The organism is Shewanella algae (assembly GCF_009183365.2).
Lineage (GTDB): Bacteria > Pseudomonadota > Gammaproteobacteria > Enterobacterales > Shewanellaceae > Shewanella > Shewanella algae.
The window spans coordinates 4191523-4218151 of the sequence record NZ_CP068230.1; the positions used below are offsets into that span (position 1 = coordinate 4191523).

A 26629-nucleotide genomic window follows, 5' to 3' on the forward strand; every position below is an offset into this window, starting at 1 on the left:
TAAATGGGGATAACTCGGTCTGATTTCAAGTCCGCAGCCTGCCCCGGGTTTGACGCCTGAACTCACTGTTTCAGCAAAGCCTTAATGCAAGCTTGCGGCAAAACACGTAAAGTAGACGCTCGATTTTAATCCCCTTGGCTTAAGTCAGGTTTAATTTAACCCGCTCATTATGGACATAAAATCTCAACAAGCGCTGCTGGTTTTTTGCAGTTGCCCGGATACAGACAGTGCCAAGAGCCTGGCCGCAACCTTGGTGCGCGAGTCGCTGGTGGCCTGTGCTCAGGTGAGCCAGACTGTGGATTCGTTTTATGTCTGGCAGGGCGAACTCTGCCAGGAGACTGAAGTCAGCCTGCAGCTCAAGAGTCTGGCCAGCGCCTACCCCAAGCTGGAGCAGAGAATACTCGAACTGCATCCCTATGAAGTACCTGAAATTATTGCTGTGCCCATCAGCCATGGGCTGCCCGCCTATCTGGATTGGATAAAAGACAACACTAAGCTATGAAGAAAATACTTACCCTGCTGCTAGGCAGCCTGTTGCTTCTCAGCCCGCTGGTTCAGGCCGATGGGATCTTTGGCAACAAGCAATTCGATTTTCTCAAGAGTGAACCTGAGCTGATGCCCGTGGATCAGGCCTTCGCCTTCGACTTCAGTCAGCAAGGCAATAAGGTCAAGCTCAGTTGGGTAATAGCCGACGGCTACTACATGTACCGCGACAAACTCAAGTTCAGCATAGATGGCGGTGAACTGGGCGAGATAGCCCTGCCCCAGGGCAAGGGTCACACAGATGAGTATTTCGGTGAGCAGCAGGTGTACTACTCCTTTATCGAGATTCCAGTTGCCATTAAGGAGGCGGGTGAAGCCGCCAAGTTATCCGTAACCTTTATGGGCTGCGCCGAGGGCAAGCTCTGCTTCCCGCCCACCACCCGTGACGCCCTGCTTAAACCTGTGGCGGCCAATGATGGCATACTGCCCGATGCCGACAAGGGCGCAGATGCCCAGGCGGCTCCCAAGGGCCAGGCGGTGACCCAACAGGATAACCTGCTGGATAAACTGCTCTCCGGTGACAGCACCCTGCTCAACTATCTGACCTTCTTCGTGTTGGGGATAGGTCTGGCGCTGACTCCCTGCGTGTTCCCCATGTATCCCATTCTATCGGGGATCATTGTCGGTCAGGGGCAGAAAGTCTCCACCGGCAAGGCCTTTACCCTGTCGATGGCTTATGTGCAGGGTATGGCTATTACCTATTCGCTGCTGGGGCTGGTGGTGGCTTCGGCCGGCCTCAAGTATCAGGCGGCGCTGCAACATCCGGCCGTGCTTATCACCATAGCCGTGCTGTTCGTGGTACTCAGTCTGTCTATGTTTGGCCTCTATGAACTGCGCCTGCCCGCCAGTTGGCAGCAGAGGATGAACAGCCTCTCCAATAAGCAAAAGGGTGGCAATCTGTTGGGCGTATTTGTCATGGGTGTGCTTTCGGGCCTGGTGGCCTCACCCTGTACCACGGCGCCTTTATCGGCAGTACTTGTGTACGTGGCGCAAACCGGCGATCTGCTGCAAGGCTTTTTGACCCTCTATATTCTCAGCATGGGCATGGGTCTGCCGCTGCTGCTGATAGGCACCTCGGGCGGTAAGTTGCTGCCGCGCGCCGGCACCTGGATGAACATCATCAAGCATGTATTCGGTTTCCTGCTGGTGGCCGTGTCCATCATAATGCTGGGCCGCATCTGGCCTGGATTGGTGTCGGATCTCATGTGGTCTGTGTGGGCCATCGTCTTTGTCGGCTACCTGATGCACCAGAACAAGCTGAGCCAGTTCAACTGGAAACAGACGGTGCGCAGCGTGATCCTGACCCTGCTGCTGCTGTCGAGCTTTTCCTATGGCCTCCAGGCGGTAATGAGCGCCATGGGTTACCACTTCATGGGGCAACAGCAAGCCGAGCATCATGCCTTTAAGCGCATCAAGTCGCTTGAGGGCTTCAAGGCCGAACTGGCGGATGCCGAGGCGGCCGGCAAGCCGGTGATGCTGGATCTCTACGCCGATTGGTGTGTGGCCTGTAAGGAGTTTGAGCAGATCACCTTCAAGAATGCCGAGGTTAAACAGCGGATGGAACAGATGGTGCTGCTACAAGCCGATGTGACCGCCATGGATGAAACCGATGTCGCTCTGCTGGAGGCCTACGATGTGCTGGGGCTGCCGACACTGTTGTTTATTGATGAACAGGGCCAGTTGAAGAATGAGTTGAGAGTGACAGGTTTCATGGGCCCGAAAGAGTTTGCCGCCCACCTGGATATTTTGCTCAAAAACTAGCGTTCAACACGCCGACATTTCTGAAAAAGCGAATTTATCAGCAGATAAGTTCGCTTTTTTATTTAAATTTAATGCTCTTCTTATAGAATACTCTTTAAACAGCTAGCCTCCTTCCTGAAAGAGCAAAATGGAACCTGCAATTCTCGTTATTACCTTGGCCTGCGGTATGCTGGTCAACCGTATCAATCTACCACCGCTTATCGGCTACCTGGCCGCCGGCTTTGTGCTCTATACCATGGGCATAGAAAATGAAAGCCTGCCGCTGCTCAACCAATTGGCCAGTCTGGGTGTGACCCTGCTGCTGTTTGCCATAGGTCTCAAGCTGGATATCCGCAGCCTGTTCAAGGCCGAAGTCTGGGCAGGCTCCAGCCTGCACCTGATGTTGTCCATGGTAATCTTTGTCCCCATTCTCAAGCTGCTGGGCTTGATTGGTCTGGTGCAATTGACCAATCTCACGGTCGAACAGCTGACCCTGCTGGCCTTTGCCCTGAGCTTTTCCAGTACTGTGTTTGCGGTCAAGGTGCTGGAAGACAAAGGCGATATGCAATCTCTCTACGGCCGGGTCGCCATAGGTATTCTGATTATGCAGGATATCTTTGCCGTATTATTCCTGACTATTTCCAAGGGCGAGTTTCCGTCGATATGGGCCTTGGCGCTGCTGTTGCTGCCTCTGGCCAAGCCGCTGATATACAGGGCCTTTGACAAGGTCGGCCACGGTGAACTCCTGGTGCTCTTCGGCCTGGTAATGGCTTTGGTCGTCGGTGCCTGGCTGTTTGAGTCCGTGGGGCTGAAACCGGATCTCGGCGCGCTGATCATCGGCATACTGCTGGCCGGGCACAAGAAGGCATCCGAGCTGGCCAAGTCGCTGTTCTACTTTAAAGAACTGTTTCTGGTGGCCTTCTTCCTCACCATAGGCCTCAACGGCCTGCCGAGCATGACAGATATTATGCTGGCGGTGCTGCTGGTGACTCTGGTGCCGCTGAAAATTCTGCTGTTTGTCTATATCCTTACCCGCTTCAAACTGCGTTCCCGTACCTCAATGCTGGGCTCATTCAACCTGGGTAACTTCAGCGAGTTCGGTCTGATTGTGGCTGCCGTAGCCACCAGCAAAGGCTGGCTGCCCGCCCAATGGCTGGTGATCATTGCTGTGGCCCTGAGCCTGAGTTTCGTGCTGGCGGCGCCGCTCAACGCCATGGTGGGCAGCATCTACCAGAAGTATCAGCAGAAGCTGGTCAAGCTCGAGAAGCACCCACTGCATCCGGAAGACAGGCAGATCCCCGTGGGCAATCCGCGCTTCCTTATTCTGGGTATGGGGCGCATAGGCTCAGGCGCCTACGATGAACTCAAGGCCAGGTTTGATGGTGAGATCCTCGGCATAGAACATAAACAGGAGTTGGTGGACTTCCACCGCGAGCAAGGGCGTAATGTGGTACAGGGCGATGCCTCGGATACCGACTTCTGGGAAAAACTCGACCGGGCTCCGGCGCTGGAACTTGTGCTACTGGCGATGCCGTACCATGCGGGTAACATGTTTGCGGTTGAACAGCTCAAGAAACTGGATTACCAAGGCAAGATCAGCGCCATAGTGCAGTATGGTGATGATGCCGTGGCCCTGCGCGAATCCGGCGTTCACAGCGTTTATAACCTCTACGAGGCCGCCGGTGCCGGTTTCGTTGAGCATGTGGTCTGTGAACTGCTGGCGGCCGAAACCGTCAATGAATCGCCCGCCAAGGAAGCGGTATCCTGATATTTTTCGGCATCATTTAGCCTCACTCGCCGTTAGCGGACTGAGTGAGGCTTTTCTCTTGTTCCCATAGATATCTCCTTAATCTGCCCTTGGGCGCAATCCGAATAAAAATCTCACTTACACCTCAGTGACAGAAATGATATAACAACAGAAAAGCAGTCATTTATGTTGCTGTTCGAGCGTTTTTTTGCGGAATCCATAAGAGCATGTCGAATCCTGCCCCCAGCGTTACCAAACTCTTTGTCAAAACCTTCGGCACCAAGCCGGATGCCCTGTATCAGGCCCCCGGGCGGGTCAACCTTATCGGGGAACACACAGACTATAACGAAGGTCTGGTGCTGCCGGCGGCAATCAACTTTCACACCATAATTGCAGTCAAACGCCGTGACGATGACAAGTTCCGCGCCGTATCGGCTGCCTTTCCCGGCATTTTTGAATGGCACTATGGCGATGAAGGCAGCATGAGCGAGGATGAGGGCTGGGTCAGTTATCTCAAGGGCTTTACCTCGGCCATGGCCCAGAGTGGCCTGCCGGCTCGCGGCCTGGACCTGGCAGTGATCGGCAATGTGCCGGCCAACGCCGGATTGGCCTCATCGGCCTCGCTGGAAATCGCCTTCGGCACCGCCATCAATGACACCAGTCAACTGCACTTGTCGCCGCTGGCGATTGCACAACTGGCGCAGCGGGGTGAAAACCACTATGTCGGCTATGGCTGCGGCATCATGGATCAGATCACCTGTGCCATGGCCGAAGCCGGTGCGGCACTGTTGATCGATTGCCTGGATCTGGACTGCGAGAGCGTGCCCTTCCCAGACGATCTCAGCCTGCTGATCATCAATTCCGGCTTGCCCTCCATCGCCCACAGCACAGAGTTTGGCGAACGCCGCTTGCAATGCGAGCAGGTGGCCGGTCATTTCGGATTGGATACCCTGCGCCACTTGTCACTCAGGGCGCTGCAAAGCGCCGAAGATGAACTGGACCCGGTTGCCTTTCGCCGCGCCCGCCATGTGATCAGTGAAAACCAACGCACCCAGAGCGCCTGCCGCGCCCTGGAGCAGGGAGATATCGCCAGGCTCAGCAAACTGATGGCCGAATCACACCGCTCGATGCGCGATGACTTTGAAATCAGCCATCCGGCGATAGATACCCTGGTGGAGCTGATAGCCGAAGTCGTCGGCGAACGCGGCGGAGTACGGATGACAGGCAAGGGCTTTGGCGGCTGCGTCATCGCCCTGGTGGAACATGAGTTGACCGACAAGGTGATAGCCGCCGTTGAGCAGCAATATCCGGCTAAAACCGAGCTGGAGGCCAGTGTGTACCTATGCAGCCCCAGCGACGGAGCCAGCCGCCTGGACTGAGTTGTAGCCCTTAAGCCAAAAGGAACTAGCAGATGATACGTTTCAGCGCACTCGACAGTTGGGAAGATCCCCGCGGCGGCCAGATAGAAAGAGTCAGAATCGACAACGGCATTCTGGCGCTGGAAGTGCTCAGTCTCGGTGGCATTATTCGCTCACTGTGGGCGCCGGATCGCCACGGTGAACGAACCAATATCGTGCTTGGCTGTGACTCTGCAGCCGATTATCTGGCCCAGGACGCCTGTTTGGGCGCCGCTGTGGGGCGCTACGCCAATCGCATCAAGCAAGGTCAAATCAACTGCCGCGGCAAAGCTTTTTCTCTGGATAAGAACTTCAACGGCCACTGCCTGCACGGCGGCCGCGAAGGCTTTCATCGGCGCCTGTGGCAACTGGGCACACTGCCGGACGGGGTGCGCCTCAGCCTGATAAGCCCGGATGGCGACATGGGCTTTCCCGGTGAATGCCGGGTACAGTTGGACTATCGTCTGGCGGGCAACAACCTGTTTGTGGAGTTTATGGCCTCAAGCAGCCAAGACTGCCCTGTGAGCCTGACCCAGCACAGCTATTTCAACCTCGATGGCCGGGCGGATATCGCTGAGCACCAGTTGCAACTCGATAGCAACAAAGCACTGGCAACCGACTCTGAAGGCATTCCCTGCGGCATAGTCAATACCCAAGGCAGCATGTTGGATCTCAGTCAGGGCAAGGTACTCAAGACGCTGCTGGGGCAGCCGGAACTAGCCGGCGGCCAAGGGTTGGATCACTGCTTTATCAGCCGACAACAGAAAGATGAGCTCTGGCGTGTGGGCCGTTTGAGCGCGCCGCTATCGGGTCGCGGCCTGACACTGTATACCAATCAACCCGGAGTGCAGCTTTACACCGGCGCCGGGCTCGAAGGCGTCAAGGGTCGTAAGGGCCAGGCGATGAAGGCCTGGCAGGGTGTCTGTCTTGAGCCGCAAATGCTGCCGGACGGCGCCAATCAGCCACAGCTGCACGGCGATCCCTGGATAACACCCGGACAAGTCTATCACCATTTGAGCCGCTACGAGTTCGATACCCAGGCATGACCAAACTCTATTTCAACGCCGAGGATCTCGGCCAGATCAGCATAGGCGCCTTTGCCTTGTCCGTGCCCATCTCTTTTTCCGAGGAGGCCTGGATGCTGGCGGCCAATCTGCCGATGGTGAATCTGGTGCTGGTGGTGGTATTGAGCCTGAGCTTTATCGCCCTGTTTGCTTATCAGAGTGTGTTTCAGGCCAATATCAAGGCCAGGGTGTGGGTGTTCTGGCTGCGGATCCTGCTGGCTTATGCCCTGACCTTGCTGGTGGTGAGTGTCGTCTTACTGGCCCTGGATAAATGGCCATTATTGAGCGATCCCTTACTGGCGCTGAAGCGCACCCTGCTGATCGCCATGCCGGCCTCTATGGGCGCCATCATAGTCGATAGCTTCGATAAAGAATAATCGACTATCGCCGGATATTGATTGTCGTATTTCATTGACATCAAAATTCAATTTAAAATTTCATCATCAATAAAGGAAGATCGGGTTAAACCTACATCATTCACCCCATATTGGCTTGGGTTGTATAGTTTAATTTCTGCCAGTATTTGCTGTGATGAAAATCTGACAATGATTCATCTTTAATCCAGCTATTAAATTGTCATACCAAAGCTAAGATCCCATTCCAGCACAGGAACCAAATGCAAACCACTGGCGTTCAAGGCGATTAATGGCTCTGCGATTGACTTATGCACCAAATAATCCATCATCCCTGGAATTTGGAAAATACATCTCTTTTCAAGAGGTATTTTAGATAACTTATTAGAGTCCAGTCGGCAATTCCTTGGGTTTCTTACTTCACCATCCTCTAAAATCCCAGTGTATTTTCCATTATCAAAGTCATAAGCATCAATATTATTATCTACGACTAAAATTGAATATGAATGTACACTTTCATCACTATGGGCATATAAAGCTGGGAGTAACTGAACCTGATAAAGATCAAAGTATTCCAGCACTTTACTTATTCTGTTTGACAGTAATGGATCACTTAATGCAGTCATTGCTTCGATCAGCGGAATAGCCTCATTATCATCTGCCCCAGATTCAACCTGAATTGGCATTTTAAGGCAAGTCGGTTGTCTAAAAGTTAAATAATGACTTTTACTGCAGGAAACATAAGGGGAAGGCACCTTTCCAGAGCCACATATCAGTACATAATATTCTTCGTTAATATCTGGTATCATTATTCTCCAACTTATAAATCATCGTCTTAAAATGTCAGCGTTCGACTTTCCGGTATACCCGGACCATCGCTTCAGTGAACTGAAGTCGGACGGCCGGGCATAGGGATATCAGTCGTCGAAGCTGTCATCCCAATCGTCATCGAAATCATCACCCATGTTGTCGGCTTCGACCTCGACCTCAGGTTCCGGCTTGGGCTTACGCGCGGGAGCGCTGTCTTTGACGTTGTTCAGATTGACTCTGGCCTGCTGCTTTTGCATAAACTCGCTGCGGACCGCTTTGAATGCACTACCGAACTCACGCTCGGCAGCCTTGGCTTCATCCTCACCCAGATCATGCAGGTTGGGTTTAACTATATCTTCCACGTATTCAATAATCGCATTACGCTGAGAGTTGAACAGGTAGATACGTCCAGGAGATGCCTCGGGTAACTGATTGTCATGGACGACGATAGCATTGCCACGTGCGGTTCTGAGCTCGCCATACCAAACTTGTTTCTTTGCAGTGTTATACATATATGCCAATACCCTTAAATCAACACATACACCAGAGAAGTTGCCAATAAGTCGCTGCGCATAGTGCCTGGACTTGCTCGCGCCTTCCCTAAAGTTTTTCGGCCAAAGAAGCGCACTACTGCTCACTTTGCCACAATAGGTTTCCACCTTTGGGAGGTGGAGTTTTCAAGTGCGTATTCTTACAGAATCTTTCCGAGAATCAATGCTACAAACCGTGATTTTTCCAACTAAATAACGATTAATTTTTCATGACAGCACCCTCGAGTGCCCTCACAAAGGACTTTAGCCCAAATTTCCATCAGGGCAAGTTGAATTTTGCACGCAAACGCCTTAAGGCTGCATGTTACAGCCAAACAGCGGCGACAGAGAAAAAGCTGCCGAGCGAGTGTTCAGCAGCCATAGGGTGTTGAGCGTCAGTAGCTACTTACTTCAGTGTCAGCACGACCTTGCCCGAGTGACTTCCGGATTCCAACAAGTGGTGTGCCGCAATGCACTCTTGCAGCGGGAAACTGGCAAAAATATGTGGCTTCAGGGCACCTTCATTCAATAACGGCCAGACCTTGGCCTTAAGCTCGGCAGCAATCGCCGCCTTGGCCGCTACGCTTTGAGGCCTCAGAGTCGAGCCGGTCCAAACAATACGTTTGGCCATCAGGCGAAAGATATCCACTTCAGCCTTGGCCCCCCTTTGCATGGCAATGGACACCATGCGGCCATCACAGGCGAGTACCTTGAGATTCTTGTTGGCAAAGTCTCCGCCTGCCATATCCAGCACCACATCGACACCCTTGCCCAGGGTCCAGTCCAACACAGGCTCGACAAAGTCCTGTCGGCGGTAGTCAATCGCGAGTTCGGCCCCCAATTGCTGACACCAGGCGCATTTCTCAGGACTGCCGGAAGTCACCAGTACCCTGGCGCCAAAGGCCTTGGCCAGCGCTATGGCGCTGCTGCCGATCCCCCCCGAGCCGCCGTGGATGAGCACTGTCTCGCCTTGCTGCAACCCGGCTCGCATAAACAGATTGCCCCACACAGTAAAGAAAGTCTCGGGAATCGCAGCGGCTTCTTCCAGACTCCAGCCCCTGGGAATAGGCAAACAATGATCGGCCCAGGTGAGCACATACTCACTGTAACCGCCTCCCGGCACCAGGGCACAGACCTCTTGCCCGGTCTGCCATTGCGCTACGCCCTGCCCCAGCGCCACTATCTCGCCGGCCACTTCCAACCCCAGCACGGGGGAAGCGTCTGCCGGCGGCGGATAGTTGCCTTTACGCTGAGCCAGATCCGGGCCATTGACCCCGGCCGCCGCCACCCGAATCAACACCTGACCCGGACCGGGTTTGGGGATCTCCACATCCGTCAGATAAAGCACCTCGGGCTGCCCGGGTGTGTCGAAAGTCACCTGTCTCATACACTGCTCCTTGATAACTGAGCCACTGCCGAAAGATTTGCCTCTGACGTTAATCCAGAGGCCAAGCCTGGCAGAGACTGATACCTGTAGCCAACACAGTAGCAGAAGCCGTCTCAGGCTCATACCCGCGCCAAGGAAGATGCGAACAAGTCCCATCTATGCACTGCATCGGCTTTCAGGCCTGGATGCAAGGCGTGCTTCGCAGCAAATGGCTTCTGTCTTTTGCCAGAAGCACAACAAAGCCGCCAGGCAAAATTCAGCTTCGGCGAATTTAAATGTAAATTCTATTAATTTCATTGCGTTATAAATCTATCCTAGCTCGCGGTGACCAAGGAAATCCTCGCTGTTTTCCTTTGGAATAAAAAATAGACAATTTTATATTGTATATTTTATTCCTTTACTTCTATGATGAAACACTGATTTACCCTGAATAAAGTGTTGTGCACAGTCAGGCAGTATCGGCAAACGGCGCAGGAGGTCACTTTAACCACTAAAGATCTGCAACAGCAGACTCAAATAAAATGGAGAAAACCAATGAAGATCAGCCCACTGGTCGCCAGTATCGGCCTGCTTTCCGGCATGGCATTCAGCCAACAGACGTTTGCACAGCCCTCCTCCCCCCAAGCTTCCTCACCTCATCCCGCCGCCAGGCTGCACGGTCATCCCTTACTGCCCGCTCAAGCCAACGAGCAGGCGAGACTGGCCTCTCACGCGCGGCTTAAGCGCGAGGTCAACTCTCAAGCGGAGAGGCAGACAAAGGCTTCGTTGCCGGCGCCGCCGCAGGCCTTTAGCAGTCAGGCGGTGGCGAACCAGGTAATTGAAGGACATGCCGTTGACAAAAAAACGCCCCAAAAACGCCAAGCCGTCGAAAGCCTCAACCTGATGAGCCGCTCGGCGGCCGGCGATCTGCAGATGCAGGCCGACAGCAGCTGTGATGAGCTGACAGGCCTCAATGGTCAGGCACTGGTCGATGCATTAAGCGCCGCCACGCCTGCTTGTGTCGGTGCCTTTTACAGCCTGGTGGGCAGTCAGGCCACCGCCAGCTTCAGCCAGGCCAATGTGCTGGCGGTAGCCAATGCCATAGACGGCCGCGCCGAAAGCTACACAGGAACTGACACCCAAGGGCTGGAGTCCTTGATAAACTTTGTCCGCGCCGCCCTCTATGTGCAGTTTTATCATCCGGAAGATGTGCCCGCCTATGATGCCTCGGTAACCACGGCGTTAAGCGGCGCACTGGATAGTCTGTTCAACAATCCCAAGAGCTGGACAGTTTCCGAGGCCAATGCCGGGGTTCTCAAAGAAGCATTGATCCTGGTGGATTCGGCCAATCTGGGTGCCGAATTCAACTGGGTAACCATCAAGGTTCTCAACGAATACGACAGCGACTGGCAGGCGCTGTTTGGCATGAATGCCGCCGCCAATGCTGTGTTTACTACCCTGTTCCGGGCTCAGTGGAACGACGAAATGCAAGCGCTGTTCGCCCGGGATCAGAGCATTCTCGATGCCCTCAATCAGTTTCAACTTGAGCAGCGCCAACTACTGGGAACCAACGCCGAATACCTGCTGGTCAATGCGGTACGTGAGATGTCCCGCCTCTACTACATAGAGGCGATGAAGCCCAGGGTCACGACTCTGGTCAAGGCGGTAATCGACAGCAGCAGTAAAGAGGACAGCAGCCGCGCCATCTGGCTCGCCGCTGCAGAAATGGCCGACTACTATGACCGCAGCCAGTGCGACTACTACGGCATTTGCGGCTTCAAATACCAACTGGAGCAGGACACCCTGAGTTTCAACTGGAAGTGCTCGGATACCCTGAAGATGCGCGCCCAGGATCTGTATCAGGATCAGGCAAGCTGGATCTGCGAAGTGCTCAGCGACCAGGAAGCCTACTTCCACAGCAAGCTGGAAACCAGCAATACTCCGGTGAGCGAAGATAACAACGACGATCTTGAGCTGGTGATCTTCAACTCCTCCGGCGACTACCAGTCATTCGCCGGCAGCTTCTTCGGCATCAACACAGACAACGGCGGCATGTATCTTGAAGGCTCGCCGGCCGGGCTCAAAAATCAGGCCCGTTTTATCGCCTATGAAGCCGAGTGGCGCCGCCCCGATTTCCATGTCTGGAACCTGCAGCATGAATATGTGCACTACCTGGATGGCCGCTTCAACCTCCACGGCGACTTTGCCCGCGGCATGTCGGCCGACACCATCTGGTGGGTTGAAGGATTGGCGGAATACATCTCCTACCGGGATGCCAACACCGCAGCCATAGCACTTGGTGAAACCAAGGCATTTGCCCTGTCGCAAATATTCAAAAACACCTATGACTCGGGACAAGACAGAGTCTATCGCTGGGGCTATCTGGCGGTGCGCTTTATGTTCGAGCGCCATATGGATGATGTTCGCCAGATCCTCAGTCTGCTGCGCAGCGACAACTACAGCGAGTATCAAGCCCTGATAGATGGCATAGGCAGTCGTTATGACAATGAATGGTACAGCTGGCTGACAAGCGGCCTGAGCACGGCCGACAATGGCATAGTGGATAAGGGCCCCAGCGACATAGACGCCGCACCCAGCGGCCGTGAAGGTAACTGGAGTGGCCCGGGCGGCAATATCAGCCGCGACTTTGCCCCCTGCACGGTCAGCGACGAATCTTATCGTTATCAGGAAGGCATGACGCCGCTGCTGGATGTGCCAATCGAGTGTATCGACTCGAAAAACGGCCGCGCCAGCCTGGTGTTTGCCAATGAGCAGCGTTCCGACCAAGAGCTGTGGATCAAGGTGGGTGACGGCTGGGGTGATGCCGATATCTATTTCAGCTCCCAAGGCTGGGCCAGCGCCGAAAACAACGAGGGCTTAGGTATAGGCAATGGGAATCACGAGGTGATCAAGGTGCGCCTCAACCCCGACAGCTACTGGCATTACCTGACTCTGGCCGGTGAATTTGGCGGCGTGGATCTATTGCTGTCGACCACAGAAGTCGAAGCCGACCCGGACCCGGCTCAAGGCGGCGGTGATGGCGATGGCGGCGAGCCGGTGGATTGCGGTGCTCCGAGCACAGACTATGGCCAGTTGCTGGCCGGCAAGAATGAATGCCTCAGTGGTGGCCGTTCCAGCTTCTATGTCTGGGTCGAGGAAGATAACACTCGCCTGACCTTCAGCCTCGGCGGCGGCACTGGTGACGCCGATCTCTACTATGCTGCCGATACCTGGGCCGGTACAGCTCACTATGATGCGTTCGCCAAGACCGCAGGCAACAGCGAGACACTGACAGTCACGGCCAATCGCGGCTGGCGTTACCTGGCGGTGGAGAGTGACAACCAGTATGCCGGTGTCAGCCTGAGCCTGAAAGTGGCCACGGCCGGTGAACCTCAGCCCAGTGTCCTCGAAAATGCCTGCGCCACCAAGGCTCCCCAGAGTTACAGCGAGTTACAGTCCGGCGCGGCCATCTGCGCCGCCAGTGGCCGGGGAGACTTCTACTTCTATATTGCCGAAGGTACTCAGGAGATTGAAGTTGTCACAGGCCACGGCAGCGGCGATGTCAGCCTCTATGGTGGCACTAGCTGGCCTACAGCCAACAGTTATCAACAGGCATCCACCCAGCAAGGCAACGCAGAACGTTTACTGCTGCAGGCGCCAAGCGAAGGTTGGTACTATCTGATGCTGGATGGTGCCAATGCTGAAGGGGTCAGCATCCAGATGCAGGCTCGCTGATAGCGTTACAGTTTGGATGAAAAAAGCGCTGCCTCGGCAGCGCTTTTTTACCTTTACGACCGTTAGCCCTTCTTGATGGTCATGGTCCAGGCAGCATCGCCCTTCTGGGCAAAGTGAGTCACCTCATGGCCCTCTTCGGCGGCCCAGCGAGGAATGTTTTCTGTCGCCTGGGCGCAGTCATAGTCCAGTACCACTTCGTCGCCTTTTTCTATGCCCTTTATCAGCTTCTGCAGCTCTATCAAAGGGAAAGGACAAAGTTTGCCGGTAGTATCGAGAACATGTTTCATATACAACTCCTTGGATAAAACTCAGATCTGAGCCAGTCGCATGGGCCGGATCAGGGTAAAGTAACTGAAGCAGTAACTGCCAAGCAGAATGGCCGGAATAAACAGCCAGCCCTGCCAGGACAGATAGGCGGTACCCACAAGCGCATTGCCCAACATGCAACCGCCGGCAATACCGCTGCCAAAGCCCATCAACAGACCGCCGACAAGCCCAAACAATACCGTCTTGTGGCCCGGATAGCGCCAACGCTGCTCCGAACTGCCGCGGGCGGCAATAAAGGCCCCGACAAACAAGCCGATGAGGAAGTATCCCGGCCAGCCGAAGAACTTGGTGTTGCCAGTGGTCAGCAGATCCCACAGCTGAGCGCTGGGGCCACTGATACCAACGCCACCGACCCGACCGCTTTCCAGGCTCGCAGGCCAGGCCAGCAGAGCCAGCACGCCGATGATCAGCGCACTCACGAACGGGTGCCAACGGGCTTCAAACAACAGATGTGCCAGGCCGCTGCGCCTCGGGGTCATCAGGGCCACAGGGTGCTTGCGCCGCTTGAGATAGCGTATCGCCAGTACGGAAGTCAGCAGCGCCAGGGCGATACTCACCAACCAGGGCGAAACCCCCAGGCTCTGATACAGGGTCTGATCGGCCAACTGTTGCTGTTTGATGGGGGCCAGCATGCTCTTGAGCTCGGCCGTGCGCACCAGTTTACTGGCAACAATAAAGCCCAGCACTGCCATCACACTGGCAGCCAAGCCTTCGGCCGCCCTGTAATAGGCTCCGGTGGAGCAACTGCCTGCCGCCGCCATACCCAGGCCAAACAGCACGCCACCAATCAGAGTTGCCAACCAGGGGAAATGCCCCGTCGGCAACTTGACCCAGCCCAGCTCATAAAAGGCAAACAGCCCCAGGCTCTGGATACTGATGGCGATCAATATGGCGATCACCATGGTGAAGTCTTTCTGCAGGAAGGTGTCACGTATGCCACCCGCCATGCAGAAACGCCCCCGCTGCATCACAAACCCCATGGCCAGACCTATGCCCAAACCACTGAGAATCGTCAGCATAACCGGCTCCTCAGCGCTGGATCAGATAACGGATAGTCGGGCCGTTCTGTTCTATCTCCAGCACCTTGTAACCGTGGTTCTTGGCATCCAATGGAATATTGTTGATCGACTGTGGGCAGTCGCTGATCACTTCCAGAATTTCGCCGGGCTTGAGCTGGGGCATGGCCTCCAGGGTGGCAACGGCGGGATAAGGACAAGGTTCACCAACCATATCCAATTGATAATCAGGAGTATATTGGCTCATTACGCGGCCTCCGCAGTCAGTTGTGCATCCCGTTTGGCTTTACGGGCAAAGAATTGTTTTTCCCAGGCGAGCATGGCGGCAAACGCCAGGCCCAACATCAGGTAGGTGGCCAGCAAGCCGCCCTTGTCCCCCAAGCTGGAAAGCAGGTTGACCTTGTCCCAACTGGTGGCCAGTGGTTCGGCAAAGTCGTCCCAGTAGTAGGCCAAAATGGTGGAGCCGATAACATTACCCAGGCCAACCCACCAGAAGTGCACCTGCCCTTCCACGGCGCGGTACATCCAACCGGTTTCGCAGCCACCGGCCAGCACTATACCGAAACCGAACAGCAAGCCGCCGATAACCGCATTGGGACCGGCCCACATGATCTTGGGTGAAACCCCTAGTTGCACATAGCTGTAAATCCCTATGGCACTGACCGCCATACCTATGATGATCGCCTTGGCCATATGGGTACGGCCGGTGATCCACATGTCGCGAAATGCCGAGGTAAAGCAGATCTGTGCCCTTTCAATCAGCAGACCGAAACCGACACCACAGAGCATGGCAATACCCAGCTTGGGTGCGTTGAACAGGGTCAGGAGTCCCCAACCGACTATGCCGATAAACACCAGCATGCCGATCCGAAAACGCCTTCTGGCCTGGTTTTCGTCCTGCTTGACCGAGCTGGCCTTGGTGACCTTCTTCAGCGCCACCGGAATGCGGAACATGGGCAGCAAGGTGAACTTGGCGCCAAAGTAAGAACCGGCAGCAGTGGCCAGCGCGAAGAACCAGGCATGCAGCGAGAACTGTGGAATACCGGTAAAGAAGGCCGCCAGGTTACACCCCATGGCCAAACGGGCGCCGAAGCCGGCTATGATGCCACCAACCAGGGCCTGCATGATGCGCACCCGGCTCTGTGGCATTCTGAGCTTGACGTTGTTGGCCCATAGCGCCGCAGCGATACAGCCACCGAACATACCGATAATCATCATGCCGTCGATGCGATCCAGCGGCGTACCGGCCAAACCTATCACCTTGAAGTAACCCCAGTTTTCCGGCTCGGCACCAAGTATTTGCAGTAAATGCCCACCCCAGCGGGTAAATTCGCCGGTCACGGCCCAGAAGGTTCCGGTAAGACCAAAATAGTAGGTGGAGAGAATACCAGCAGCGATAACAGCCGGCATGGGAGCCCAGAAACGGACCAGATATTGTTGTTTAAATTGTTGCCATGTCATGTCATTACCCTAATGAACGAGACCTTGTCTAAACGGACACAGGCGTGTCCGTCAACCATTACAGGTGCGAACAGGCAGCCCGCAGAAACTGACCTGTCGCATCTTATGTATGCCTTTACGGCGATAAAATCGCTGGAGTGCAGCAAACGACCGGCTGTCTACCATCATCAAAGCACTAAAGACCGGCTGGAACTGGGTTCCGACCGGTCATAAACAGTGTTTAACAACGATGATGAGCAGACAGTAAGCGCTGTGCCAGGGAAGAGGCCCGGTACTTCGAGGCCTTATTCGCAGCTTCCCTAAATGGCTTTGGCCAGGCGATCGCGGCTCAATCCCGTCAGTCTGTGACCATGGGTGTAGAGCGTCGCACGACCGTTGCGGCAAAAGCCCACCAGCGTGATGTTGCTCTTCTCGGCCAACTCCAACGCCAGTGAGGTCACGGCGGACATGGCAAAAAGAATCTGAATATTGGCACTGGCAGCCTTTTGCACCATCTCGAAACTGGCTCTGCTGGTCAATAAAACCGCGATTGGCCGCTCGGCATGTTTCTGTGAAAAGGCACCGATTAACTTATCCAGTGCTATATGTCTTCCAATATCTTCATAGGCATCAATAATATGCCCATCTTTATTTAAACCCATGGCAGCATGGGTGGCGCCAGTTAATTTAAAATGCTGTTGATTGTCCTTAACAAAATTCAAAGCAACCTTTAAATTATTGATATTAAACTTGGCACCATCATCAACTCGAATAACAGGTTTAACCGCTTCTTCAAGTTGGGCAACACCGCAAAGTCCACAACCGGTTCTACCGGCCATATTGCGTCTTTGTTGCTTTAATTCCATGAAACATCTTTGGGTTATCTCAATCTGAACCAGCACACCTTCTTCGGTATACTCAAGTTCAACACCCTTGATTTCATTTATGTTTCTGACTATGCGCTCCGACAAGGTAAAGCCGATTGCAAAGGCTTCGAGATCCTGCGGACTGGCCAACATTACCGTGTGGGCAATGCCGTTATATACCAGGGCGATTCTCACTTCGTTCGCTAAGTAGTCAGTTAATTCCGAAGCCTGCCCTTGTTCCATAAGGGTAACTTGTTTCTCGGTGACAACGTCATGCGAATAATAATCCATAAGTACCCTCTGAACCTATCTAAATAATAAAAATTTACAGACTTTAAAATAAAATAAGAGCTATATCACAAACTCATAAAGTAAATAAAAACAGGGTTGCTTCAATTGCATTCATTTTCTATTATCCTTCTGTCTTTCGATGGAAGAACGTCGTCTCCGGTGAGGCGTCCGGACTTCAAATCCGGGTGGGGCTGCCAGCAGTCCCGGGTAGGTTCGACTCCTATGTTCTTCCGCCAATCTTCATGGGACCAGAAAAGTTCAGCGTCCCGGATCTCCCGACTGTTACTGCGATACTTCCTGCGAGTAAAACCGCTGCGATCGAAGAACTCCAACAGTTGAATACTTACCTTGCGGCCAAGACCTACCATCGCCTTGAACTCGGCGGTTTCCAGTTGTCCCTTTAGCTCTAAATGACCGCGAATAAGATCGGCGTAGTGGCACAGCTTACTGCTGAGCAGATATCTGTCTTTCACCACGGCGGTGATAAATCCCTGTTGCACCAACTGGAAACACAGCGGCCGCAGCTCACCCGGCTCCAATTCAAGATATTCGGCCATTTCCGTGACCCACACAGGGGTATCCTGCTGCTCCAGCCAAGGAGATAAACGCTGCCAACAGGCTTCGGCTTTGGGATCCAAGGTCATTCTGTGCTGCGGCAACTGCAGCAAGGCGCCGCGCAACACCATGCGGCGATCGCGACAGAGGCGCTCCAGGATCAAACCGGCCAGCGGCGATGGCAACTTGCTGTGACTCATGCGCAGCAGGCGGTTGCGCCCCAGCCCCAATTGATCCGGGTGCTGCTGATGGTATTGCTCCAGCAAGGACAGATAGTGCTGCTGCTCGGCCTCAAGCAGTTCAGGTGCCAACAGGAAACCGCCATGGCGGCTGAGTCCGGATTCTTCGATGAGCCGACTCAAACCGGCTTCGGTCAACTGCCAGCGCCAGGCCAAGTCAGGCACGGCCAAGGCCTGCTGCCTGCCTAGAAGGGTAAGAGCCGCGGCCGGAGTTTCGGCGTCGGCGAGACGGCCAAGAAGAGCGAGCCGCTCTTCGGTGCGTTTCTTGCGATTGGGCACTGTGAGTGCCAGTACTCTGCCGGCACCCAGGGTATGCTTGCCACTGGCATGGCGCAGCACTATGGGGTCGTCCTGGCACAATATCAGTGGCTTATCCAGCACCAGTTCAGCCAGGCAGTAGCCGCGCTCATCGGCCTCGGTCAGTTGGGATATGCGCCCCAGAGTATGATCGGCGCCGTGGTGGCAATGTACGCTCTGCCAGTGAGTCACTGGCTCAAAGGCACGGATCTGCACCACAGGGCGGCCACAGGCGTCCGGCTGCGGCAAGTTGCTGAGCCAATCGCCGCGCTGCGGCGCTCTGTGGTTATCAACACCACTGAGATTGAGGGCGACCCGGGTGCCCGGCAGCGCCGTCTGCGACTCCTGCCCCTGGCAGTGAATGCCGCGGATCCTCAGCTTGTCTTTCTGACCCGAGCTGTAGAGGTTATCACCGACATTGGCACTGCCACTGATCACTGTGCCCGTGACCACCCAACCGGCGCCTTTGACGCTGAAGGCGCGATCCATGGTCATGCGAAAGGCCTGCTGCGCGTCTGCGGCGACGCAAGCCTTCTCAAGCTGTAGCTCGCTCGATGCCAGCGCCAGAATATGCTCTCTGAGTGAATCGATCCCCTGGCCATTGCTGGCCGAAACGCTAAACACACCGGAGGCCTTGAGGGCAAACTCACAGAGCAGCGCCTCACTCTCTGCAGCCACTTCATCAATGCGGACCCGCTCCACCAGGTCACTCTTGGTGAGCACCAGCGTCAGGCTCTTAAGCGGCAACATGGCTAAAATCTGCAGGTGTTCACGGGTCTGCGGCATCACGCCGTCGTCACAGGCCAGTACCAAGAGCGCGTGTCTGGCATGACTGACGCCCACCAGCATGTTGTTGATAAACTTTTCATGGCCAGGCACATCGATAAAGGCCAGTCGCTGGCCGTCGGCAAACGGCATAAAGGCATAACCCAGATCTATGGTCATGCCGCGGCGTTTCTCTTCCGGCAATCTGTCGGTATTTTGCCCTGTCAGGGCCCGAATCAGGCTGGTCTTGCCATGGTCTACATGGCCGGCGGTTACCAGGATCACAGCGACACTCCCAGAGTGCTCAGCTCGGCTAGTAACTCGGCTTCATCGTCGACCCCGCGCAGATCCAGCAGCAGTTGCTCATTGCTGATCCGGCCAATCACCGGCCGCTCGGCCTGCTTGAAGTGTTGCTCAAGCTCAATCAGGCTAGCGCCCGGATTGGCTCTGAAAGCCAGAGCCACCGAAGGCAGGAAGGTATCCGGCTGTGAGCCACTGCCCACCTGGGTGCGGCACTCCACCAGCTCCAGTTGATAGCCGGGGGCAAACAGGGGCTGCAACGCCTGGTGCAAACGGCTGCCTAGCAGTTTGAGTTGCTGCTGGCTGCGGCCGAACTTGGCCATCATAGGCAGTTCAGTATCCAGGGTTTCCGGGTTGAGATAATGGATCAGTGTGGCTTCCAGCGCCGCCAAAATCAGCTTGTCGCAGCGCAGCGCCCGTTTGAGCGGATGGCTTTGCAACTTGTTGATAAGCGACTGTTTGCCGACAATCAGCCCGGACTGAGGGCCGCCGAGCAGCTTGTCGCCGGAGAAGCTTACCAAATCGACCCCATCGGCCAGCATCGCCTGGGGAGTGGGTTCCTGTTTAAGCCCGAAGCGGCGCAAGTCGGTGAGCGAACCGCTGCCGAGATCCGAGATCAGCGAAATATCGTGCTCGCGGCACAGTGTCGCCAGCCGCGACTCTTCCACCGAGGCGGTAAAGCCCTGAATATGGTAGTTACTGGTGTGTACCTTCATGATGGCAGCGGTGTTTTCGGTTATCGCCTGCTCGTAATCCCTGAGGTGGGTACGGTTGGTGCTACCCACTTCCACCAGGGTAACCCCGGCCTGACGCATGATGTCGGGGATCCGGAAGGCGCCGCCTATCTCCACCAGCTCACCGCGGGAAACTATCACCTCTTTACCGGCCGCCACCGCCGACAGCATCAACAGCACGGCGGCGGCATTATTGTTGACCACACAGCAGGCATCGGCGCCGGTGAGGCGGTGAATAAGCGAGCTGACGGCATTATCTCTGTGGCCGCGCTTGCCGGCCTGCAACTCAAACTCCAGCGGAGTTGGGTAACGCATCACAGAAGTGACGGCCTCGATGGCCGCCTCGGATTGCTGCGCCCGTCCCAGGTTGGTGTGCAGTAGGGTGCCGGTGAGGTTCCATACCGGCCTTAAACTGTGGCGATAATCGCTGGACAGCTGATCAACCAAAATGCCATACAAGGCTTGGTGTGAGTGACACCACTCAGGCAGGCGTTGCTCGCTGCCTATCCCGGCTCTTGCCAGCCGAAGTTGTCCATCCAGCGCCTGTTTGACGGCGGCCTTGCCAAAGCGGCTCAGCAGTGGGGCCAGAGCTGGCTCGGCCAGCAGGCTATCCATGGAAGGCAAAGCCCGATAGAGGTCTTTGAGAGTATCGGCAGTTTGGGTCATCATCTGTTTCATCATTGACTGAATAAAGGGAGGGCCTGAGCCCTCCCGGCTTTCTTACTGGCTTGGTTACTCGCTGTCTTCTGTCTCGTGGGCCAGCAACAAGGGATTGACTGTGGTAGCACCATAGCCTTTCTCATTGAGCTGACTGTCGAGCATCAGGGTCGCCAAATCATCGGCGGCCACATCCATCAGCGGCGCCTTTTCGAGGAACATCATCTTGGTATAACCATGACAAGCCTCGCAGCTTTCGATGCGAACATTGGCCTGATAGTCGTCCAGAGACCAGAGGTTCATCTCCTTGTCATGCCCGCAACAAGTGCAGTGGGCACGTATGTAGTGCCACTCGCTCTCACACAGGCTGCAATGCAGATAACGCAAACCGGCTCTGGGTTCATCGACTATCACGCTGGCAACCGGATGGCTGCCACAGACCGGACACAGGCTCTGCTGTTCGACCCTGCGCTGATCCATGCGCTGAATAACTGCCGGCGCCCAATGAGACCAATAAAGCCCCATAGCGGCCCACAGAAACAGACTGAACCTGGCGGGCACTGCACTCAGGTTGCCCTGACGCAGCGCCTGCCCCCAGGCACTCAATTGCTCGGGTGCCTGTTGCATCAAAAGACGCAGCACCCGGGCGACCGACTCATCCACCTGCGGCAGGAGTTCACTGAGCAACTGCTGCAGCAAGCTCTGCCAGTAACTGTCGGCGCTGGGACCCAAGTCGGTGAGGGGCTGCCCCTCGGACTTGTCCCAGGCTGGAGGAAGACCGAAGTCTTCCTTCGCCGCCAGTTTGGCCTGTACAGCGACCAAACGGCGACACAGCTCCAGGTAATCAGCCAGCGGCGAGTCCTTGGCCAACACTTCCAAACGCTTGGCTCTGCGCAGATAGACGCTGGCAGGGTCGGCGGCTTTCAGTGGTTTGAGCTCCAGCGGCGACTCGCTGCCGGGGGCCAGGGGTATCTCGGCTGTATGACTCATTTAATGTTTCTCCGCTTCCGAATCTTCTTCCAGCATTCTGGGGTGGTGCTTACGGCACCAGGCCTTGGAGACCTTGCCGTAGAGCATGCCCGCGACCGAACCTTCTACCCAGGTCGCCATCCAGAAGTGCACCATCACGAAAATCAACATGATGAGAGCACAGACGGCGTGCAGCAGAATGGCCCAGCCCACAGTAGTGGCTGAGAAGTAAGGTGCAAAATAGGGCTGCCACATAATGAAGCCGGTGACAGTCAGTACGATAGATGTCACCACAAACGCACGGAACAGCACCTTTTGCCCAGGGTTGTAATGGCCGATAGGCGGGATCTTGTCCTCGTTCTCAAACATCACGTCCTTGATGGCCAGCATCCATTTCAGGTCGTTCTTCTCCCACTTGTTGTGATGGTAGTAACGCACCAACATCAGCATCAGCGGCAGACACATAAACAACCCGGCAATGGGGTGGATAAAGCGCGCCAATTGAGGCGTGCCTGCAATAGCCCCCATCCACTGGAAGGAAGGATAAAAGAACGAAAAACCGGTCAGGAAAGTGACTAAACCTGCCGCCACAATAAACCAGTGGCAGATACGGTCGAACAGCTTATGACGCACTATCATCTCTTGCTTGTGATGCTCGCTCATTTGCCGTCCTCCTCTTTCTGAGCCGCTTGCTGATCTTCTTCAGGCGGCTGATAACCGGGTTGATCCTCTTCGACTATGTTGCGGCCAACGGTGATCTTGTGCAGACAAGCCACAGCGGCTGTTGCCAGGATCCCAACTGTACCCAGAGGCTTGACCCAGTCCTGCCACAGAGTGACAGACAGTGGGATCTGCGGATCTTCCGGCATGTTGTAGCTTTCAGGCTGAGTGACATCGTGCAATATCATCATCATCCCTGTGCCACCCACACCCTCAGGGTTGTAAAGCCCGGCCTTGGCAAAGCCGCGTTCCTTGAGTTCGGCCACCCGCTTATCGGCATAGAACAACATGTCTTCACGGGTACCGAAACGCAGCGCGCCTGTAGTACAGGTCTTGACACAGGAAGGCTCCAGCCCGACCGCCAGACGGTCGGAACACATGGTGCACTTGTAGGCCTTGTTGTCCTTGGGATCGATTTTGGGGATATCGAACGGACAAGCGCTGGCGCAATAACCGCAACCGATACACTTGTCTGAATCGAAGTCCACCACCCCATTGACATGCTGCACAATGGCGCCTGCGGTCGAACACGCCTTGAGACAGGCGGGATCGGCACAGTGCATACAAGCAGAGTGAGTGAACTGCCAGCGCAGCTTATTGCGCTCGTCCATCACCTCGTTGTACTCCATCAGGGTCCAGACCTGGCCTGAGAGTTTCATCGGGTTTTGATAACTTCCCTCGAAACTGCCCACTTCTTCGCGCAGATCGTTCCATTCGGAGCACGCCACCTGACAGGCCTTACAGCCGTTACACTTGGTCGCATCAAACAGTTTTGCGACCTGCTTGACGTCACCAATCCGAGTTTGCGATGCCGGCGTTGCCGCTGAGGTGCCGGAGCGTCGAATAATATCTTGTGTTGCCATTATCAGACCTCCGCCTTCTCAACGTTCACCAGGAACGCTTTGTACTCAGGAACACCCGTGTTGGCATCACCCATTTCGGTAGTCAGCACGTTACAGCTATAAGCCTTCTTGGTGAGGGCGTTATGGCTACCGTGACGTGGAATACCCAGAGTGTGTACCGTTTGACCATTGACCTGCAGTGGACGCAAACGCTTGGTCACCAAGGCTTTGGTAAGAATGTGGCCACGCTTGGAGCTCACTTTCACCCAGTCGCCATTCTTGATGCCTTTTTCTGCCGCCAACTGCTCGTTCATTTCCACAAAGGTCTCTGGCATGGATATCGCCGCCAAACGGCAGTGAGTCGTCCAGAAGTTAAAGTGTTCTGTGAGCGAGTAAGTGGTACAGGCGTATGGGAACTCCTCTTTGGTACCTATGGTTTCTTTCACACCCTCAAACCAACGCAGCACTGGGCTGTGCACCACTTTCGGATGCAACGGGTTGGTACCGATTGGTGATTCCACCGGCTCATAGTGTTCAGGGAACGGCCCTTCTTTCAGCAGTTTCAGCGCGAACAAACGGCCCGCCCCTTCCGGCTGCATGATGAATGGGTGTGCACTGTCCTGTGGATTGAGCTTGGCGTTGAAGTCAGGCACGTCTATGCCTTCCCACTTGCCATCTTTCCACTCGACTATGGTGCGGTTTGGATCCCATGGCTTACCGTTGACATCACAAGAGGCACGGTTGTAGAGCACCCGACGGTTGGCAGGCCAAGCAAATGCCCATCCAGGGGTAATACCTTTACCTGACGGATCGTGGTTGTCGCGGCGTGCCATCTGGTTGCCTTGCTCGGTCCAGGAACCGGCATAGATCCAACAGGCACAGGCGGTGCTGCCATCGGCCTTGAGTTCAGTAAAGCTGCTCAGTTGACGGCCGGTGTTAACATCGTATCCGTTCAACTCTTTGGTCAGCTCAACAGAGCTCGGGTTATGGGCATCTGTGTATTCCCAGTTAACCGCAGCCACAGGCTCAGGCAGTTTACCGCCCTCTTCGCGATACAGCTTTTTCAGCTCCAGCAAGATGCCGGCAACGATTTCCGAGTCGGCCATGGCTTCGCCGGGAGCATTGGCGCCTTTATAGTGCCACTGCATCCAGCGACCCGAGTTGACGATGGAACCTTCTTCCTCGGCAAAACAGGTTGTGGGCAGACGGAACACTTCCGTTTGGATACTGGCGGTATCGACTTCGTTGAAGCCGGGTTCGTTTTGCCAGAAGGTTGCGGTTTCAGATGACAAGTTGTCCAGCACGACCAAGTACTTGAGCTTGCTCAGCGCCTTGAGGTTCTTGTTACGGTTGGGCATAGAGTTAATCGCGTTAACCCCTTGCACGATACAACCGTTGATCTGACCGCGATACATCATGTCGAGGTAGCGGCCAAAGTCATACATCTGATCCCATTTCGGCAACCAGTCGTAACCGAAGTCGTTTTCAGGGGTCGCGTTATCGCCCCAGAACGCTTTCAGCAAAGAGACATAGAACTTGGGATAGTTTTGCCAGTAGTTGGTTTGACCCGGACGCAAAGGCTTGGGCGTATGCGCTGCTAGGTGAGCGGCCAAAGTGGGTTCATTGTCGTTGGGCAGTTTAACGTAGCCAGGCAGACTCTGCGCCAGCAGACCCATATCGGTTGAGCCCTGAACGTTGGCGTGACCACGCAAGGCGTTAACCCCACCACCCAACTGACCAATATTGCCCAGCAGCAACTGCACCATGGCCATGGTGCGAATGTTCTGCGCACCCTTACTATGGTGAGTCCAACCCAGGGCATACATAAAGGTCGCAACCCTGTCTTTGGTATAAGTGCTGCCAATCGCCTCACAGACCACCTGGTAGTCATCTACCGGCGTCCCTGTGATGTTGCTGACAGTGGCAAAGTCGTAACGTTCTACGTGCTCTTTCAGCAGGTTCCACACACAACGTGGGTGCTCAAGGGATTCATCCACCTTGGCATAGCCGTCTTCGTCGAGTTGATAGAACCAGGATTCTTTGTTGTAGTCGCCCTTCTCTTCATCGAAACCGGAGAACAGACCTTCGTGGAATTCAAAGTCTTCCCGCACCAGATAGCTGGCGTTGGTATAGGCCTTCACATAGTCGAAGTTGATCTGGTTGGTGGAGATCAGATAGCGGATCACACCCAGCAAGAAGGCAATATCTGTGCCTGAGCGGATAGGAGCATAGTGATCGGCCAAAGCGGCACTACGGTTGAAGCGAGGGTCAACCACAATCAATTTGGCATTGTTATGTTGCATAGCTTCTGTGACCCAGCCGAAACCGACAGGGTGCGCTTCTGCAGCATTACCGCCCATAATTATCACTACATTAGAGTTCTTGATGTCGATCCAATGGTTGGTCATGGCACCGCGCCCAAATGTTGGAGCAAGACTTGCTACCGTTGGGGAGTGTCAGTTACGTGCAATGGTATCGATGGCGACTAGGCCGAGAGAACGAGCAAACTTCTGAGTCGCAAGACCACTCTCGTTCGCCATACCGGATGAGGTCATCATCCCTGTGGTCAACCAACGGTTGACTGTAACGCCATCGGCGTTTTTCTCAATCAGGTTGGCATCACGGTCGTCTTTCATCAAACGGGCAATACGCTTGTAAGCTTCGCCCCAGCTGATGCGCTTCCATTCATTGGTGCCCGGAGCGCGATACTCAGGGTACTGCAGACGGTGCGGACTGTTAACATAGTCCACCAGGCCTGCGCCTTTAGGGCAGAGCGCCCCGCGGTTTACCGGATGATCGGCATCACCTTCAATATGAAAAATGGCATGTTCAGAGTTTTTGCCACCGCTGCCTTGGCTATACATAAGCAAGCCACAACCCACCGAGCAATACGGGCAGTTGTTGCGGGTCTCTTTAGCTCTGAGTAGTTTGAATTCCCGAACTGCGGCATAAGCCTTCTCGGACAACAACCCCAGCGCAGATATGGCTGAAGTTGCCGCCCCGGCAGCGCACAGTTTGAAAAACTGACGTCTGTTCATAGCGTCCTCACACTCTTGTCGTTATGAGTTTTGATTGGGGTCGCAGCCCTTGGCTGCGACCTGCCAAGTGCAGTCGAACCAAAGACCACACTCTGTGTAAGATTATCCTTAAAGAAACTCAGGATAACAAATAATGACACGAGACAGAGATCACAAAGGAATAGCTATGACAAATTGAACCACAAAAACAAAACCAGCCAGAATAAAAAGCCAACAAACAAACAAAAAGCAGTTTATAAAACCAAAATGAACAAAAAATACACTGAAAGACATTTTGTCCAAACATAT

Annotated in this window: 20 protein-coding genes, 1 tRNA gene and 1 pseudogene; 8 read left to right on the forward strand and 14 right to left on the reverse strand. The window is 54.8% G+C overall.

The genetic code is table 11. The annotated features are described in order from the left end of the window. Positions 1–169: 169 nt before the first annotated feature. The 6 genes from cutA (at position 170) to E1N14_RS18745 (ending at position 6868) form a co-directional block, all read left to right on the forward strand. On the forward strand, positions 170–502 hold the full coding sequence (gene cutA / locus E1N14_RS18720; RefSeq protein ID WP_025010162.1) for a divalent-cation tolerance protein CutA: 333 nt from the start codon (positions 170–172) through the stop codon (positions 500–502). Continuing rightward, entirely contained in the window at positions 499–2304 is a 1806-nt protein-coding gene (locus tag E1N14_RS18725; RefSeq protein WP_062793693.1) for a protein-disulfide reductase DsbD, read from the forward strand. The genes cutA and E1N14_RS18725 overlap by 4 nt, the downstream gene beginning before the upstream one ends. Positions 2305–2431: 127 nt before the next feature. Beyond that, positions 2432–4051 (forward strand): cation:proton antiporter family protein, encoded by a 1620-nt coding sequence (locus E1N14_RS18730; protein WP_062793692.1) that lies wholly within the window; start codon positions 2432–2434, stop codon positions 4049–4051. A 206-nt stretch (positions 4052–4257) separates the two neighbouring features. Continuing rightward, a complete protein-coding gene (gene galK / locus E1N14_RS18735; RefSeq protein ID WP_062793691.1) occupies positions 4258–5409 on the forward strand; it encodes a galactokinase in 1152 nt (383 codons plus the stop codon). Positions 5410–5441: 32 nt separating this feature from the next. Continuing rightward, positions 5442–6473: an aldose epimerase family protein gene (locus E1N14_RS18740; RefSeq protein ID WP_044735248.1), complete on the forward strand. Its 1032-nt coding sequence runs from the start codon at positions 5442–5444 to the stop codon at positions 6471–6473. Beyond that, positions 6470–6868: a DUF2391 family protein gene (locus E1N14_RS18745; protein ID WP_025010163.1), complete on the forward strand. Its 399-nt coding sequence runs from the start codon at positions 6470–6472 to the stop codon at positions 6866–6868. The genes E1N14_RS18740 and E1N14_RS18745 overlap by 4 nt, the downstream gene beginning before the upstream one ends. A 191-nt stretch (positions 6869–7059) precedes the next feature. Here the strand turns inward: E1N14_RS18745 and E1N14_RS18750 are convergent, their stop codons facing one another. The 3 genes from E1N14_RS18750 to E1N14_RS18760 all read right to left on the reverse strand — a co-directional run bounded on the left by E1N14_RS18750 (position 7060) and on the right by E1N14_RS18760 (position 9571). Further along, positions 7060–7653, reverse strand: coding sequence for a hypothetical protein (locus tag E1N14_RS18750; RefSeq protein WP_025010164.1), 594 nt, complete (start codon positions 7651–7653; stop codon positions 7060–7062). 108 nt (positions 7654–7761) lie between these two features. After that, entirely contained in the window at positions 7762–8166 is a 405-nt protein-coding gene (locus E1N14_RS18755; RefSeq protein WP_025010165.1) for a hypothetical protein, read from the reverse strand. Positions 8167–8590: 424 nt separating this feature from the next. Next, complete coding sequence (locus E1N14_RS18760; RefSeq protein ID WP_025010166.1) at positions 8591–9571, reverse strand: NAD(P)H-quinone oxidoreductase; 981 nt, start codon at positions 9569–9571, stop codon at positions 8591–8593. A 579-nt stretch (positions 9572–10150) separates the two neighbouring features. Between E1N14_RS18760 and E1N14_RS18765 the strand changes: the two genes are divergently transcribed. Beyond that, entirely contained in the window at positions 10151–13285 is a 3135-nt protein-coding gene (locus E1N14_RS18765; protein WP_082813119.1) for a M9 family metallopeptidase, read from the forward strand. A 62-nt stretch (positions 13286–13347) separates the two neighbouring features. On the opposite strand, the gene E1N14_RS18770 is transcribed toward E1N14_RS18765, so the two are convergent. The 5 genes from E1N14_RS18770 to fdhD form a co-directional block, all read right to left on the reverse strand. Continuing rightward, positions 13348–13572, reverse strand: coding sequence for a sulfurtransferase TusA family protein (locus E1N14_RS18770; protein ID WP_025010173.1), 225 nt, complete (start codon positions 13570–13572; stop codon positions 13348–13350). Between the two features lie 21 nt (positions 13573–13593). After that, positions 13594–14631, reverse strand: coding sequence for a YeeE/YedE family protein (locus tag E1N14_RS18775; RefSeq protein WP_037436854.1), 1038 nt, complete (start codon positions 14629–14631; stop codon positions 13594–13596). A gap of 10 nt (positions 14632–14641) precedes the next feature. Then, on the reverse strand, positions 14642–14875 hold the full coding sequence (gene yedF, locus E1N14_RS18780; RefSeq protein ID WP_025010175.1) for a sulfurtransferase-like selenium metabolism protein YedF: 234 nt from the start codon (positions 14873–14875) through the stop codon (positions 14642–14644). Beyond that, entirely contained in the window at positions 14875–16089 is a 1215-nt protein-coding gene (gene yedE / locus E1N14_RS18785) for a selenium metabolism membrane protein YedE/FdhT (protein WP_025010176.1), read from the reverse strand. Before yedE ends, yedF begins: the two co-directional genes overlap by 1 nt. Before the next feature lie 299 nt (positions 16090–16388). Then, positions 16389–17225, reverse strand: coding sequence for a formate dehydrogenase accessory sulfurtransferase FdhD (gene fdhD / locus E1N14_RS18790; protein ID WP_025010177.1), 837 nt, complete (start codon positions 17223–17225; stop codon positions 16389–16391). Between the two features lie 141 nt (positions 17226–17366). Between fdhD and E1N14_RS18795 the strand changes: the two genes are divergently transcribed. Continuing rightward, positions 17367–17461 (forward strand) — tRNA-Sec (locus E1N14_RS18795). A gap of 69 nt (positions 17462–17530) precedes the next feature. Here E1N14_RS18795 and selB read toward each other — a convergent pair. From selB to fdnG, 6 genes and pseudogenes are all read right to left on the reverse strand, one after another. Next, a pseudogene (selB, locus tag E1N14_RS22245) lies at positions 17531–19366 on the reverse strand (selenocysteine-specific translation elongation factor); the annotation flags it as partial. Further along, the gene (selA, locus tag E1N14_RS18805; protein ID WP_062793697.1) at positions 19363–20784 is read right to left on the reverse strand and encodes an L-seryl-tRNA(Sec) selenium transferase; all 1422 of its coding nucleotides are present in this window, start codon (positions 20782–20784) and stop codon (positions 19363–19365) included. The gene selA and the pseudogene selB, both read right to left, overlap by 4 nt. A gap of 63 nt (positions 20785–20847) precedes the next feature. Beyond that, positions 20848–21762, reverse strand: a complete 915-nt coding sequence (gene fdhE, locus E1N14_RS18810) for a formate dehydrogenase accessory protein FdhE (RefSeq protein WP_044735252.1) — start codon at positions 21760–21762, stop codon at positions 20848–20850. Further along, positions 21763–22404: a formate dehydrogenase subunit gamma gene (locus tag E1N14_RS18815; protein WP_025010178.1), complete on the reverse strand. Its 642-nt coding sequence runs from the start codon at positions 22402–22404 to the stop codon at positions 21763–21765. Then, positions 22401–23324, reverse strand: coding sequence for a formate dehydrogenase subunit beta (fdxH, locus tag E1N14_RS18820; RefSeq protein WP_025010179.1), 924 nt, complete (start codon positions 23322–23324; stop codon positions 22401–22403). Before fdxH ends, E1N14_RS18815 begins: the two co-directional genes overlap by 4 nt. Before the next feature lie 2 nt (positions 23325–23326). Further along, positions 23327–26341 (reverse strand): formate dehydrogenase-N subunit alpha, encoded by a 3015-nt coding sequence (gene fdnG, locus E1N14_RS18825; RefSeq protein ID WP_123116983.1) that lies wholly within the window; start codon positions 26339–26341, stop codon positions 23327–23329. Positions 26342–26629: the final 288 nt, after the last annotated feature.

Excerpts from the sequence above, each read along its gene's own strand:
- cutA (WP_025010162.1), top strand. The coding sequence starts at position 170 with ATGGACATAAAATCTCAACAAGCGCTGCTGGTTTTTTGCAGTTGCCCG.
- E1N14_RS18725 (WP_062793693.1), top strand. The coding sequence starts at position 499 with ATGAAGAAAATACTTACCCTGCTGCTAGGCAGCCTGTTGCTTCTCAGC.
- E1N14_RS18730 (WP_062793692.1), top strand. The coding sequence starts at position 2,432 with ATGGAACCTGCAATTCTCGTTATTACCTTGGCCTGCGGTATGCTGGTC.
- galK (WP_062793691.1), top strand. The coding sequence starts at position 4,258 with ATGTCGAATCCTGCCCCCAGCGTTACCAAACTCTTTGTCAAAACCTTC.
- E1N14_RS18740 (WP_044735248.1), top strand. The coding sequence starts at position 5,442 with ATGATACGTTTCAGCGCACTCGACAGTTGGGAAGATCCCCGCGGCGGC.
- E1N14_RS18745 (WP_025010163.1), top strand. The coding sequence starts at position 6,470 with ATGACCAAACTCTATTTCAACGCCGAGGATCTCGGCCAGATCAGCATA.
- E1N14_RS18750 (WP_025010164.1), bottom strand. The coding sequence starts at position 7,653 with ATGATACCAGATATTAACGAAGAATATTATGTACTGATATGTGGCTCT.
- E1N14_RS18755 (WP_025010165.1), bottom strand. The coding sequence starts at position 8,166 with ATGTATAACACTGCAAAGAAACAAGTTTGGTATGGCGAGCTCAGAACC.
- E1N14_RS18760 (WP_025010166.1), bottom strand. The coding sequence starts at position 9,571 with ATGAGACAGGTGACTTTCGACACACCCGGGCAGCCCGAGGTGCTTTAT.
- E1N14_RS18765 (WP_082813119.1), top strand. The coding sequence starts at position 10,151 with ATGGCATTCAGCCAACAGACGTTTGCACAGCCCTCCTCCCCCCAAGCT.
- E1N14_RS18770 (WP_025010173.1), bottom strand. The coding sequence starts at position 13,572 with ATGAAACATGTTCTCGATACTACCGGCAAACTTTGTCCTTTCCCTTTG.
- E1N14_RS18775 (WP_037436854.1), bottom strand. The coding sequence starts at position 14,631 with ATGCTGACGATTCTCAGTGGTTTGGGCATAGGTCTGGCCATGGGGTTT.
- yedF (WP_025010175.1), bottom strand. The coding sequence starts at position 14,875 with ATGAGCCAATATACTCCTGATTATCAATTGGATATGGTTGGTGAACCT.
- yedE (WP_025010176.1), bottom strand. The coding sequence starts at position 16,089 with ATGACATGGCAACAATTTAAACAACAATATCTGGTCCGTTTCTGGGCT.
- fdhD (WP_025010177.1), bottom strand. The coding sequence starts at position 17,225 with ATGGATTATTATTCGCATGACGTTGTCACCGAGAAACAAGTTACCCTT.
- selA (WP_062793697.1), bottom strand. The coding sequence starts at position 20,784 with ATGATGACCCAAACTGCCGATACTCTCAAAGACCTCTATCGGGCTTTG.
- fdhE (WP_044735252.1), bottom strand. The coding sequence starts at position 21,762 with ATGAGTCATACAGCCGAGATACCCCTGGCCCCCGGCAGCGAGTCGCCG.
- E1N14_RS18815 (WP_025010178.1), bottom strand. The coding sequence starts at position 22,404 with ATGAGCGAGCATCACAAGCAAGAGATGATAGTGCGTCATAAGCTGTTC.
- fdxH (WP_025010179.1), bottom strand. The coding sequence starts at position 23,324 with ATGGCAACACAAGATATTATTCGACGCTCCGGCACCTCAGCGGCAACG.